This window comes from Zhihengliuella sp. ISTPL4, from assembly GCF_002848265.1.
Lineage (GTDB): Bacteria > Actinomycetota > Actinomycetes > Actinomycetales > Microbacteriaceae > Microbacterium.
Map to the genome: position 1 here is coordinate 554,822 of NZ_CP025422.1, position 12,891 is coordinate 567,712.

Sequence of the window (12,891 nt, forward strand, 5' to 3'; positions counted from 1 at the left end):
CATCGACGGTCACGACGACCGTCACGATGCTCCGTTTCCTGCCCCGGCGTGTCGGTCGCTGGCCACGACCCTGTCTGCGTTCTACACTCATCTCGTCACAACCTTCCTCATTCCGATGGAGACGAAGACACTGGCCCGCTTCCATGCGACGGAAGCGGGTCTCTCCGTTAAGAGAGAAGGTACGGGCAGAAGTCCACATTGCGGACCCTCGACACGCCCTCCTTTCGTTACAACAATGAAGACTGAATCACCGCCTGAGCTTCGGAATCTTCGGCGCGCCTGCTCCGTTCCCGGGTTTGAGGAGATATAGGGGTTTCGCCCCTTTTCGCTTCCCTTCAGGGATTTTCCGACCGAACTGAAGTGAGCGCTGGTCACCTTGAATTGCCCATGACGCCTTGGTTTCGACGGCGGTGCCTGTCGCGCGAAGTAGCCGATCTCGGGTCGTGCCGCGCACCTGTGGTTCTTCGATAACCGCCCCGCGGGGTCAGACGAATTCAGCCTTCGCGTCGTGCCTGCCTCGCACTGCGTCTTTCCCTGCGACGACCTCGCCCAGCCGAAGCCTTCGCGTTCCAGCGGGCGGCCGTGGGCTGCTTGTTCATCAGGTAGTCGTAGAAGAACACGCCTTTGATCCACTTCGTTGAAGCGTCAATGGTGCCTCCCGAGAAGAGGTTCTGATGATCCAGGAGATATGTCTGGAGCTTCGAAGAGTCCACCGTCGCGGGGTCAAGGAACGGGATAGCGAGTAGTGCGTCTCCCGGGGACAGATGGTCCACCAGGCAGTCGAAGTCTGAATGCTCTGCGAGTAGGCGATGAGCGCGCTCCCCGAAGTAGCCGTTGGGGCGCAGCGTTTGGAGCCCGAGCCGAAGGCGGGCGCGGATGCCGGGTGCGACGTCCGCGTCTGAGACCAGGTCGCCATTCTCGTCGAGAAGGTTCGCCCCTCGGAGCCACTGGTGAATGGGCGTGTGGGTGCGCTGATGCGCCAGAGAGGGGAGCACATCCGTCACGATCTGCGGATAGTTTTCGAGCTCGATCTTCGGCTCGAGGACGTCGAGCATCAGGTCGCGACGAGTGAGGCCCGTCACGCCCTTGTCTTGGAGTCGCTTCGAAACACCGACCCCGATGACGACATCCACCTGGTCGAGGTTCGTGTCGGATTCAAGGTCGGACACGACGACGGTCTTGGAGGGTTCGCTTGTTCGCGCGAGTTCGTAGACCTCGTGTTTCAAGTGCCGCAGGATCTTCGCGGGAAAGCGTCGATGAAGCTGGCCCAAGACGCGGAACGTCGAAAGAAAGTCAGGGGCGGTGATGAGGCGGATGGGGATGCTCGTTTCGTCCAGCGCGAATGTGGACGGTGCGACCGTCGGCTCGGTCGCATCTGGGTCCCAGTTGAGGAAGATCAGTCGATTCTCAAGCTGATGAATGTTGTCGTTCGTGAGCACGGAGGCGATGCTCGTGATGATGGAGCGAACGTTCGGATCGCTAAGGGAGTATCCGACGAAGATGACCGGGTGTTCGACGAAGATGGTGAGCAGCTTCGCAGCGAGGTAGGGGTTTCGGGGGCGGAAACGCTCGAAGTCGGCGGACGTGATGACGAGTGATTCTGGTTGAGCGGCGCTCCCATGGATCTTGTAGATCTCAGCTACGCCCTTGGGGTCTTTGAAGAGAAGTTCGTCCTGTCCGACGTACGGTACGAAGTCGGGGAAGACGTACTCCAAGATCTCGTCGAAGTTGGTTGTGATGATGCCTTCGATGGTCGCTACACGGAGCGCCTCTAGCTCGTCGTTGAGTGGTCCGACGTCCGGCAGTCGCGAAGCGATGTCCTTGAGCGACTTGGCGACCTCGTACTTGAACGGAGACTCGCGTCCGGCGGGTGACGGGAACGCCGCACGGCTGGCCGCGAATTCTGGCTCGGTCCACCAACGCTCCCGGAGGTCTTCGGCAATGAGAGTTGCAGTCTGCAACGGATCACCGTTCGCGCTGGAGGAGTAGTACGCGTACGGCTTGCCCGCCAGCCCAGCCATCCGCTCAAGGAGCTGAGCCCAGTTGTCCGACTCGGCGTAGCGGAGGGAGAAGCCGCTGCCGACGAAGAGGAAGGGTGCACTGGTGAACTGATTGAGGTGGTCGAGTAAACCTGTTCCGAAGGCATCGGTGGAGTCGGTCATCGGCGGATCCTTCCCGTGTCTAGTGACAGCGTATTGGGCGCAAGGGGAGTGCGCTGTCTTTAGCGCGAACTCCGCCGACCGTAGCTACTTCCGTGCCTGTCCCGCTAGCGCATCGATTGGGTGCGGTTGAATGAACTCGTGAACATCCCCATCCACATCGGAACTTCGTCACCACAAGAATGGGACGCCTACGAGTCGCAGGTGCCGAAGACGCCGCTTGCAAGTTTGGCGAGACACAGCAATCCGCGTCGCCGACCATCGGTTGCCTCCAGCGCAACCCCGTGGGAAGAGCTAGGGTTTGTCCCGCACTGGGAGGGAGATGACGCTTCTGAGTGTGTCGTTGCATTCGAACCCCGCATGTTCGCGGACTACAACATCAATCAGCTAGAACGCTTCGTCGAGGGCTCTCGACAGCGAGGTGAAGTTGCGCTCGTGGTCAGTTCGATGCGTGGTGACGACGACTCCGATGACGACGGCATTCTCAATGTCTTCGGTGCGGGCGGTTCTGAGTACATCGTCGAGTGGGATACGCAGATCAGCTCTCGACCGCTCGGCTCCAAGAGCCGCATCAGACCAGCTGACATGCTGACTGGGGCAGATAAGGACCTCGCACTCCGACTCGTCGACGAGTCACTCGCCTGGCACGCCCTCGAACTGCACGGTCACGATGAGCACACGCCCTTCGGGGTCAAGAAGCATCCCGCGGTCGGTGTTCTCGAGCCGATCCTCGTCACCGCATTAGGGGAGCCGGTAGTAGCCGCATGGGTTGCGCCCGACCGTGTCGAGCGTCGCTACATCGTTCCGGCCGATATCGACTGGAAGGTGATTGCCGAGTGGGTACGCGATAAGGCGCTACCCGAGATGAACATTGATGCGGTTCGAAGATTCCGGCCTGAGCAGGCGGTCCCTGACGCACTGCGAACCGCACGCGAGCTTCGGGTCGCCGCGAGTATCGCTGACCTGGACGCCGAGTACGCTGCCGCGCGGGAGAAGCTCGACGCCGAGCAGGCTGAAGCGGTGGCGGAAGCATCGGAGGTTCGCGAGCAGCTGCTGTACAGTCAGGGCGCCGATCTCGAGAAGGGTGTTGCTCGCGTGCTACGCGATGCCGGAGTGATGGTCTCGGAACTCGATAAGATCATCGGCACGCAATCCGCCGACCTGCTCTTGGTTTGGCAGGGCCGTCGTCGCTTGGTGGAAGTGAAGTCGGCCGCTGGAGCCGCTGGGGAGAACTTTTATAGCCAACTGCGGAAGCACCTTGACGCATGGGCCGCAGCTGGGCGCGAGTCCGTAGAAGGCGGCGCCCTCGTCGTCAGCCACAGCCTGAAGGTGCCGCCCATGCGGCGAGATCGAAAGGTGTACACCCGACCGGAGTTCGTCCGGTCTCTAGAGCACCCCGTTGTTTCTGCGCTGGTCCTTTTCGATGCATGGCGTGAAGGTGACTGGGACGGGGTCCGGGAGATGTTCTTCCCTGCGACCTCGACTTCGGTTGCGCAGAGCGAGACGGAGCGGAAGCGTCGAGGGTGGCGGTGGCATCGTTCGGATTCCGGCGCCTGAGCACACCTAGCGGAGATTAGGGCATACGAGCCTCGGCCGGACGTCCAAGTTGGCTATGCCTTAGGCGCCATGGATCGTCGTACACGAAATCATATACGATCCGATCTTCATCCCGCAATGACTGTTTTCGCAGGCATCGCTTGCAAGCCCAGGTTGCGTCCAGAGGCGCGTGATCCAGTCACGATTGGCTGTCGGTCCGCGAATCTAGCGTTCTCACGCTCCGGGACGCGGTGGTCGTGCCGTCAAGAAATACACGGAACATCGGCACGGCACGGCTGACGTGAGCCGCGCGAGGGAAGGTGGGCTTCGTGGGGTGTCCGCTATCGTGACCGCATGGGCTTCGTCTATGTCCTCCTCAACTGCGACTCCAGTCACCAGGTGAAGATCGGCATGACGCGTGGCGCCCCAGAAAAGCGGGCAAAGCAACTTCGTTCGACCGGCGTCGCTCGCCCGTTCGTTGTGCTCTGGGCTCAACGCGCCGAGGACCCCGAGGAGCTCGAGCGGGCAGCGCACGACGAGCTCGCCGCATTTCGCGTGGACCCGAAGAGGGAGTTCTTCCGGATCACCCCCCAGCACGCAATCGAAACACTCATGCGCTTAGCTGCTGACGCTGGTATTCCGGTCATGCACTCCGCCACGGACCGCGACATCACTGAAGAGCTACGCCGGCAGTGGGGTCAGCTCATCGATCCAGCGCTCGTTTATGTCCATCTCACCCATTCGCCAAGCGGGACCGTGCTGACCGAGCGCCGCGGTGTGGGGGCCAATCAGACGATTATCAAGAGGGACCTGGGCATCATCATCTCGGACGACGATACTCCGGTGTTCAGCAATGCTCTCACGGTGGACGAAGCGGTCACGCTGTTCAGTGAGCTGGGTCTCGCTACATTGATGGCGACCACCAGCCTGATTGCCGACGAGGTCATTCAGGTTGTCGGCGCCGCGCAGACAGCTGGCGCTGACGTTGCGGAGATCGAGCAACTGATCACCGGCATGTTGGCATCCGGTCAGGAGCTCGCAGAGATGCTTGCCGCGATTGCATCGGCATACAGACAGGCCGAAGAACGTGAGCACCGCGATAGCCTCGACGGATGATTGACCCCGGACTCGCCGCAGTTATCGCGGCATGCGTCTCGCTGCTGCTAGGTCTTGCGAGCATCTGGCGTTCTGCGTTCGACTCCCGAAGGGCAGACCGCCGGGAGCGCCAGCAGCGCCGTGCTGAGGCATACGTCAAGGTGCTACGCATAGTTGAGACGCGTGGGCTCGCAGTCCAAGACGAGATGTACAACTACACCGAAACCGGTGACACCGCATACGATGTCTACGCTCCGACGCTTCCGAAGCGAGACATCAGCATGCCGGATCGAAACGACAGAGCTGAAGCCCGAGCCCTCCTCGCGGCGTTCGGAACGGTCGCAACACGCCAGGCGTTCGAGAAGTGGCTTGCGGTAGTCGTCGAATGGGAGGACAAACTCGCCGGATGGCACTACGACAACGACGTGAATGGGCCGCCGGAGCTTCAGCCCGACGACGCCGAACCGTATCGAGCGAACGAGCTCGCCGCGAGATCCGCGCTGGGGGAAGCAGTGAGCAGCGAAGTCGTGTTCCCTGGGCGCCGTGGCTCGTGACTCGCAAGTCAGATCAACGCGAAGTGTGATCCAGCATGGGGGCGAGAATCGTCGTCACCTCACATGCCGCGATCTTCGATGACCCCGTCCATCCATGCGCCCAATCGAGCCGCCAGCCAACATCTGGGCCGCCGTTAGCTGCTCGCGGTCTCCGTCAGTGTGTAGTGGACTTTGAACGCGGCTTCAAGCTTCGGGCGCAGGTCGGACAAGAATCGCTTGCCTGTCGCGTTGAGCCGCAGGTCGCTCCCGAGGCTCGCGAGGCGGGAGGCAACAACCTTGTGGCTGACACCGTTCGGTAGCCCGAGGTGCCGCTTGGCATAGTTGTCGACAGCCTTCGCTACGGTCACGTCTGTCGCCAGGTCCTGCGCGGAGAGAGACTTGCCCTGCTCGGCCAGCAGTCCGTTCACAGCCTGAAGATAGGTGGCACGGTCGATGAGATCCTCGATGGCCTTGTCTTTCGGCAACTGAAAGATATGGCTGACGGGGACGCCCTCGCGCTCGAGCTGCTTCTTCTTGGTGCGACCCGCGGCATCTCCGTCGACCAAGAACGCCGTGATGAGGGCGACTGAGCTGATTGCTCGCGGAGCCGACAAGTTCGACAAGCCGAACGCAACCTGAAAGTCGAGCTGCGACCCGTCGGTGGCGTTTCGAAGAAGCGTCGGGAGCAGAATCATCTCGCTGACGCCTTCGGCGAGGACTGCGCGCCGGAAAGCCGAGAACGCGGCCGCTTCGGCGCCCATCGCGAACAGCAGGTGGGAGAACCCCGGATGCTCGTTCGTCCAGAAGTTGTTGTCCAGCCTGCTCGTTCCGGGGTCACTAGGGTCCCGCGAGACCACACGAATGCCGGTCCCCAGATCTAGGGGGAGGCAGCCAGGGGAGTGGGTCGTGTAAAGAACCTTATGAACCTTCAGCTCGCGCGTAAGGACTCGCACCAGATCCGCCTGGGCGTCGTAGTGAAGGTTCCGTTCCGCCTCGTCGACGAGAAGAACCGGCGGGATGTCCAGGTCCGCTGCTACGAGGAAGCAGACGAGCCCGAGGAAGGTGCGGAGTCCGTCGCTGCGCTCGGCGATGGGTGTGACGGTGTAATCCGGGCTGTCGAGCTCGAGGATGTTCACCTCCAGCAGCCCGTCCTGATTGAGGGTGAGGTCGATGGTGAGATCAGACTGGGTCCACATGGGCTGCAGTCTCTCGCGCAAAGTCTCATTCATACGCCGCTCGAGCGTTCGCATGCTCGCCCCATCGCCTCCACTGGTAGCGGCCCACACGTCTCCGACGCTCGTTCCGGCCACGCTGAGGAGGTTTAGCAGAGGGGATGGGGGGTTGTCGCGCAGAGTCGGGTCGCTCAGGTGATACGACTCAGATAGTTCTCGGTCGTCGTCTCCGAAGAGGAGAAACCGCGGAACGCGCTGTCGGAGGGCGGCACGGATAGCTTCTGTGGGTTCCGCTCGCTCACCCGCCACGGCGGCGGTCTGGAGGGCGCCGGCCGCAATGAGACTCGCGGTCTTCAGCGCCTTCAGATTCCTCGGCTTGGGATCCTCCTGGTCAATCGCGCTCACGAGAGTTCTTAGGCCGTCTGCTGCGATGCGCAACGGTGCGATTCGCTGAGGTGTCCAGGGCGTGTCTGCTGGATCGAGCGAGTGCTCGGCCGCTTCGATTGCATCGTTCGGGACATCGATCTCAAGCTCCTCGAGGATCTCGAGGGCGGCATCGATCCGTGAGGCGGCCGTCGCGAGATGCTTCGACGCGGCCTCAAACGGGCGTGGATTCCGCCGAAGAGTCGACTCAAGGCCGGTCACGTGCTGCCCGTCCTTCCGCCGATTGAGTCGGAACTGGGTGACTGATTTGAGCGACAATGGCTGGTCAGGGTCCAGATCCAGCTGTCTCAGAGCCTCAATATCGTCGGCCTCAAGGCGATAGTGAGCGCGAACGACCATCGCGTCGTCCGCCGGTCGCTTGCGTCGGTTCTGGTCCCTCAGCGGCAACGCGGGATCATCGAAGTCGCCCGTAAGCCAGTCGAGTCCCCGCAGCACGCTGGACTTACCCGCTTCATTCGGGCCGATGAACGCGATGGTCTGACCGTCGACGTTGCAGGACGTGTGGTCGAGCCGCTTGAACCCGTTGAACTCAATCTTCGACAGCTGCATAAGACGTCCCCCACCCCGTTGATTAGTTCATATTGGCACAGCGTCGCGGCCACGCGGCTGGTTCGTGAGTCACGTGCCGATGTGAAGGGCGGTGCTCTGTGTCTTGTTGGGCAGATTGGGCCGCCAGCTAGATGTTCGCTCGCGGCCCGTGGCAAGAGTTGCGCTCAATACGCTTGCGCAACGACCGTATGGGGATTTCATTCCGCATACGACGCGCCATTGCACACGGTGAATTGATTCTTCTGGAGTCGATATCGCCTCAGTTGCTCCACGCCCAGGCGACGTGGCGCGCAACCCGGAGCGCCTCATTGACGCGCCCTTCGTAGAGCAGCGTGATGTTGCGAGGCGGGTGCTCTTCGGGCAGCTCGACGTTCAACCACTGCGCCCACGTCCATCTGCTCGCGGTTCCGGTCTCCAGCACGCGGAGAACTTCCTGTAGCCCCTCGACGATGTTCGCATCCTGGATCTGGAGCGCGGGGAACAGGTAGACGTCGTCGGACGTGTGCAGCATGAGGAGGCGTAGGTCGTTCCCGGCTTCCATGACCTCGGTCTCCGTGCACTCGAGGGTGCGGGCCATGCTCGCCGTCGTGTAACAGGGACCGACGATCTGGGCCCAGGGGTTCGGTTCGTCGTCGGTCATGGCTTCTCCTCAGGATTACGAGTGTGGCGCCGGCGGACATCTTCGAGGATCTCGTCGAGGGTGCGGCGTCCGTCGACGTAGTCCTGTGCGTCCCGCAGGGCCTCGGGGGAGTGCCTGAGTCCGTCCAACGTTGCGTCGTGCAGCGACTCGGCAACATTGCGGATCCGCCAGTCGCGGTCGATGTCGGCTCGCTCAGTCATGCCGCGGATGATGGCAAGACTCGGCGTTGCCATCTTGAGGGTGGCCATGTCGAGGATCCCCAGGTTCCCCTCTTGCCCATCCCGTCCGAGGCTCGCGATCCGACGACCGTCATCGGTCCTCCCGCCGCCCGGCACATGCATGTGTCCATGAGCGAGCAGCTCAGGTCGCACCGCATTCCAAACTTCGGCGACCCGCGCTCGAGACGCCGCGGACGCTTCGAGCGCGGCTGCGGGGAAACGATGTGGGTTCGTTCGCAGGATCTCGCGAACTGGCCGAACGGGCGTGCCCGCAGGGCCCTCGTGGGTCAGCATGAGGTCCGCGGGGCCACCCGCGATGGCCGCAGCGACGTGGTCGTCGGTGATGGCTTCGTCCGGCCACCATGTCAGTCCTTCGATGCGGGACTGACGGTCGACTGATGCCGCGCCGCCCAGGGACAGGACTCGACGACCGCCGATGGTCAAGCGAGCCGGTCGGGGGAGGAACCAGGTGAGCTTCGAGACGCGCACGGCCTGACCGGGATGTTCGTCGAGGAGCGGGCCGATCTGGTCCCAGGGCTCGTGATTCCCGAGGGTCACGAGAATGCGGTCGATGTCGGTCTCCGCGAAGACCTCGTCTATCTCCGCCTCCGGCATCCACCAGTCGCCCAGATGGAGCAGCGTCGTCACGTCGGACGCGAGGTAGGGGAGTACCCGAGCAATCGTGCGAGCCCAGCCGATGTTGCCGTGCCAGTCGCCGCACACCGCCACGCGTTGGTCGGGCAACGTGATTGACGTCTTGTGTTCGAGAGCTTTCATCGTGTCCTCGCTGCCTGGCGCGCTCGAGATCGTTCGCGGAACGTTGGACCCACGCGAAGACTGCGCTCGACGCCCGGATCCCAACTGATCCAGCCGCCCCTCTTCCACTGAATCGCGACGTGGAGGCGGAACGCATGATGGATGGACGACCTGACGGGATAGGCGAGGCCTACGGGCCATTCGGGGTGGAGGGGGTCATCTGAAAAGATCTCCGCGAAGAGCTCAGAGAACGTCGGTCCTCGGCCGGTGCGTCGGCGCACACGCGCGATGAAGATGGCTGCGGTCAAGCCCATCTCGTCAGCTCGCTCCTCATCGGTGAGGGCGCTGAACGCCTCGATCCAGGAATCGGGAGCCTCGACCTCTGTGGCACTCCACCAGATCGGTCGCGAATCAGTCACTACAGGTACTCAACAATCAGGGTCGGCCTGAGCGGTAGCTGCACATCGAGGCGACCCGGAGCCGACGCACAGCGGCACACGTGCAGGTCGAGACGCGCGGACGCGTCGTGCGATGGAGTGAATGTTTCGTATGGCTGAGTCGATTATGCCACATAGAAAAGGCCATAGGTCAGTGCCTTCCTCGAAAGAGTTGAGGAGTGGGCAGGTCAGGTTCGGGAGCGAGTGACGGGTGGAGCGAGTTCGCCACCGAGCTTGGCCTACAGATCTACCGCCTTCGTGTGGCCAAGGGGCTATCACAGGAGGCAGTTGCCTATCGAGCGGGCCTCACGCGCTTCACGTACCAGCGCTACGAACGGGGCGAAGCGCAGAGCGGCGCACCGTCAAACCCGAGTCTGCGAACGCTGCTCGCGCTGTCGCAAGTTCTCGAAGTGCCTATTCAGGAGCTCTTGCCTCAGGAGATGCCGGACGTCACAACCCGATAGTTAGTTTGACCAGCCCGCTCCTTCGTCGGGCGGCTATAGCCTTCCAAGCTTCCAGTTCTTGCTGCATGCGCACCGACGGGCTCCGCCCCAACGCGTCACCCAGTCCGGTTGGGGGAGCCCCCGTGATCGTCGACGGATGGCGCCTCGACTTCCTCTGCCTGCTGTTCGGACTGTATCTTCTCGAGTTCAGCGAAGAAATCATCTCTATCGTCCAAGCATCCCCACAGCTTCAATAAGAGCGCGCGAAGCTCCCTGTCAATGACTTCATCCGTGTGGACCATCCTGATGAAATCGGGGCCACACATCCGTCGTGCAAGTAGGAGCGCGTCCCGCGCCGTTTCCCAATTCCCCGTGCGCAGGGCGGCAGTTGTGAGTTCTTGAACGATGGGTGCCCGACTTGGTTGGCAGACGGCGGCTACGAGCAACGGGCCGACGGGCTCGACGCCTCTATCTCGCATTCCCGGGCAGGCGGCCCAGTACGCCCATGCGTACAGCGCGTCGACCTCAATCACTTGCTCTATCAGCTCGACCGATGGCGGAGACGGAAGGTTATCTCGCCACATCATCTCCGCGACGAAGTCGTCGCGCTTCTGTTGATTGATGCCGACGACTTCGACAATGAATCGAAGGGCCTTAGATTTCAGTCGCCATTCGGCGTTATCGTCTCCGTCCAAGATTCCCGCCGTGTTGAATTGACCTAGCGCGTCCGCATAGTGGCCAGCCCACATGAGGGCGTCGGCAAGCAGGGGGCGAGAGGCCTTGTCGCCCAACCGAACCGCCTTGCGATAGTTCGCCACAGCATCGTCCCACCGCTCCCACAAGAAGCTGATTCCGCCAAGCTCGGACCAGTATCGAGGATTATCCTTCGTTGAGGGATCAGCCTCAACTGCAGCCTCCCACAGTTCCATCGCTCGGTCGGCGTCTAAAGGCCCCACCAGCCAAGCCGCGGTTCTGAGCGCACGGGCGGGAGACGACCACGACTTCGACGTCTGCTCCAAGGATGAAGCGATGGCCATTCTCAAGGCGTCGGCCATGATTGCCTTCGTCGCCTCAACTCCAGCTAACGCCTCTGACCAACTCGGATGATGCTCGACCGTCAATGTTCGTGCAAGGAGGGTTAGGAGCGCGTCACGAGCATCAGCGCGCACCAGAAGGACAATCGCGTCTGCCAAACGCCCTGCCACAATCGCCATGAAAGAACGCTCCACCGAGGCGCACAGGAGAGCTGTTCCTACGTCGCGACTTCGGCCGATGGTTCCTACCGCAAAAGCAAGCGCGAATAACGCATCGGCCGCAATCACTTCCGGGGGTGGTGGGGCAGATGGTTCGTAGGTGATCCGCTTCACGGGTGTTCCTGACATGCTGACTTCCACGCCATTCGCAAGAACTTCGACACGAATAAACGGCACCCGCGGTTTGCTGAACGACACGACGAGATCCGGAAAGGAACTGAATCCGTCGATAATGGCCGAAACGACGGGTCCCGCGTCTCCTCCGAAATATTCGTCTCCGCGTACCTCCACATCGACGGGAAAGTAGCGACCAAGGTCTCGCACCTTTCGAAATGCGTCGGCTTCTTCCGCGAGGATCTCGGGAGTCGTCTCGGACCAGAGATGCGGCACGGGTACCGTTCGTGTCGTCTTGTCATGCTTCGGGTCAGACCACGGGAGACGGTGCGCCCACTCGTAATACAGCTGATCCGTGGCGGCGTCCCACAAAACGATGAGGGTGGGCGACGGCTGGTCCTCCCAGTGGTTCAGAGTGCTGACGTTGAGTTTGGCCTTCGGGGGACCCACGAGCTTTTCCTTCGCCTTCAGCTGGACCGAGAACTCGTTCCCGGTCGGCTGATGGTTCTCGAAGATCTCCACGAGGAGATCGCGCCCGTAGTCGTCGGACCCGTCAATCTTGTGGACAGGCCATGCCGAAGGACGGGCCGCCCGGAACTTCGTGTAGGACTCATCCTCGAGCTCGTGCGACCTCGACCTGGTCGGCTTCTTCCTCTTCTGGCCCACATTGCCTCCCTGGAATCGCTCGCTGCGCCCAATGGTAGGGGAGCTGCGTCTCTGCGAGAGTTGCACGACCAGCGACGCGCCGTTACGGAAGGTGCGGTAGTGTTTGGAACGGCGCAACACGTCCAGACTCAGTACAGAAGACGTGGGGCAGGGGGATGCTGTCCTCATCCATTCCCAGGATGCGGTGGCTCTCATCGACACGGGTCCCGACCCGCGGGCTCTGGAGGACTGTCTGCGCTCGCTGAGCATCGAGCACATCGATCTCCTCGTCCTCACCCACTTCGACATCGACCACGTCGGAGGTACGGCGGTGCTCGAGGGGAAGGTGAGCACCGTCCTGCACGGTCCGACGGCCGATGCCGCCGATGTTCGCGTCTTGGACGGCCTGGCCGCGGAGGGGGCAAGCCTTCGACCCGTCAGTGCCGGGGACAGGGGCGTTCTGGGCGGGGCGTCGTGGCGGGTGCTGTGGCCGCTGCCGCACGGTGTCGCCTTCCCGCCCGGGAACGACGCGAGCGTGGTCACGGAGTTCTCCGGGGGAGGCGTGCCGCGTGCGCTGTTCCTCGGCGACCTCTCCGCGGCCCCGCAGCGGGCGCTGCTCCGGAGCGCTCGGCCGACGCAGTACGACGTGGTCAAGGTGGCCCATCACGGCAGTGCCGATCAGGAGCCCGCCCTCTATGAGGCTCTGCGGCCGCGGGTCGCGCTCATCACGGTCGGCGCCGACAACGACTATGGGCACCCGCGCCGGGAGACCCTCGACCTGCTGGCTGCGCTCGGCACACGGGCGTACCGTACGGACCGTGACGGCCGCACCCTGCTCGGCATCGAGGACGATGCCCTCCGCGTCTGGACCGACGTCGCGCCGCCCTGAGTCGGGTG

10 protein-coding genes are annotated in these 12,891 nt (G+C 62.5%); 5 read left to right on the forward strand and 5 right to left on the reverse strand.

Translation table 11 applies throughout. From position 1 onward, the window contains the following. Positions 1 to 494: 494 nt before the first annotated feature. Positions 495 to 2,162, reverse strand: coding sequence for an SIR2 family protein (locus CYL12_RS02680; protein ID WP_101845298.1), 1,668 nt, complete (start codon positions 2,160 to 2,162; stop codon positions 495 to 497). A gap of 138 nt (positions 2,163 to 2,300) precedes the next feature. Between CYL12_RS02680 and CYL12_RS02685 the strand changes: the two genes are divergently transcribed. The 3 genes from CYL12_RS02685 to CYL12_RS17090 all read left to right on the forward strand — a co-directional run bounded on the left by CYL12_RS02685 (position 2,301) and on the right by CYL12_RS17090 (position 5,344). Next, positions 2,301 to 3,716: a hypothetical protein gene (locus CYL12_RS02685; RefSeq protein ID WP_158297081.1), complete on the forward strand. Its 1,416-nt coding sequence runs from the start codon at positions 2,301 to 2,303 to the stop codon at positions 3,714 to 3,716. A gap of 333 nt (positions 3,717 to 4,049) precedes the next feature. Further along, positions 4,050 to 4,811 carry a GIY-YIG nuclease family protein gene (locus CYL12_RS02690; protein ID WP_101845302.1) on the forward strand — a complete coding sequence of 254 codons (762 nt, stop codon included), beginning with the start codon at positions 4,050 to 4,052 and terminating at the stop codon, positions 4,809 to 4,811. Then, positions 4,808 to 5,344 carry a hypothetical protein gene (locus CYL12_RS17090; RefSeq protein ID WP_158297082.1) on the forward strand — a complete coding sequence of 179 codons (537 nt, stop codon included), beginning with the start codon at positions 4,808 to 4,810 and terminating at the stop codon, positions 5,342 to 5,344. Before CYL12_RS02690 ends, CYL12_RS17090 begins: the two co-directional genes overlap by 4 nt. Positions 5,345 to 5,478: 134 nt before the next feature. Here the strand turns inward: CYL12_RS17090 and CYL12_RS02700 are convergent, their stop codons facing one another. The 3 genes from CYL12_RS02700 to CYL12_RS02710 all read right to left on the reverse strand — a co-directional run bounded on the left by CYL12_RS02700 (position 5,479) and on the right by CYL12_RS02710 (position 9,123). After that, on the reverse strand, positions 5,479 to 7,488 hold the full coding sequence (locus tag CYL12_RS02700; protein ID WP_101845306.1) for an AAA family ATPase: 2,010 nt from the start codon (positions 7,486 to 7,488) through the stop codon (positions 5,479 to 5,481). Between the two features lie 259 nt (positions 7,489 to 7,747). Then, complete coding sequence (locus CYL12_RS02705) at positions 7,748 to 8,128, reverse strand: hypothetical protein (RefSeq protein ID WP_101845309.1); 381 nt, start codon at positions 8,126 to 8,128, stop codon at positions 7,748 to 7,750. After that, the gene (locus CYL12_RS02710) at positions 8,125 to 9,123 is read right to left on the reverse strand and encodes a metallophosphoesterase (protein WP_101845311.1); all 999 of its coding nucleotides are present in this window, start codon (positions 9,121 to 9,123) and stop codon (positions 8,125 to 8,127) included. Before CYL12_RS02710 ends, CYL12_RS02705 begins: the two co-directional genes overlap by 4 nt. Before the next feature lie 595 nt (positions 9,124 to 9,718). Here CYL12_RS02710 and CYL12_RS02720 point away from each other — a divergent pair. Beyond that, on the forward strand, positions 9,719 to 10,003 hold the full coding sequence (locus tag CYL12_RS02720; RefSeq protein ID WP_101845315.1) for a helix-turn-helix transcriptional regulator: 285 nt from the start codon (positions 9,719 to 9,721) through the stop codon (positions 10,001 to 10,003). Between the two features lie 95 nt (positions 10,004 to 10,098). Here the strand turns inward: CYL12_RS02720 and CYL12_RS02725 are convergent, their stop codons facing one another. Continuing rightward, positions 10,099 to 12,135 carry a DUF4365 domain-containing protein gene (locus tag CYL12_RS02725; protein WP_158297083.1) on the reverse strand — a complete coding sequence of 679 codons (2,037 nt, stop codon included), beginning with the start codon at positions 12,133 to 12,135 and terminating at the stop codon, positions 10,099 to 10,101. Between the two features lie 22 nt (positions 12,136 to 12,157). Here CYL12_RS02725 and CYL12_RS02730 point away from each other — a divergent pair, with 22 nt between their 5' ends. Beyond that, positions 12,158 to 12,883: a ComEC/Rec2 family competence protein gene (locus tag CYL12_RS02730; protein ID WP_286120412.1), complete on the forward strand. Its 726-nt coding sequence runs from the start codon at positions 12,158 to 12,160 to the stop codon at positions 12,881 to 12,883. Positions 12,884 to 12,891 lie beyond the last annotated feature (8 nt).

Coding starts and splice junctions, on each gene's coding strand:
- CYL12_RS02680 (WP_101845298.1), bottom strand. CDS start 2,162: ATGACCGACTCCACCGATGCCTTCGGAACAGGTTTACTCGACCACCTC.
- CYL12_RS02690 (WP_101845302.1), top strand. CDS start 4,050: ATGGGCTTCGTCTATGTCCTCCTCAACTGCGACTCCAGTCACCAGGTG.
- CYL12_RS17090 (WP_158297082.1), top strand. CDS start 4,808: ATGATTGACCCCGGACTCGCCGCAGTTATCGCGGCATGCGTCTCGCTG.
- CYL12_RS02700 (WP_101845306.1), bottom strand. CDS start 7,488: ATGCAGCTGTCGAAGATTGAGTTCAACGGGTTCAAGCGGCTCGACCAC.
- CYL12_RS02705 (WP_101845309.1), bottom strand. CDS start 8,128: ATGACCGACGACGAACCGAACCCCTGGGCCCAGATCGTCGGTCCCTGT.
- CYL12_RS02710 (WP_101845311.1), bottom strand. CDS start 9,123: ATGAAAGCTCTCGAACACAAGACGTCAATCACGTTGCCCGACCAACGC.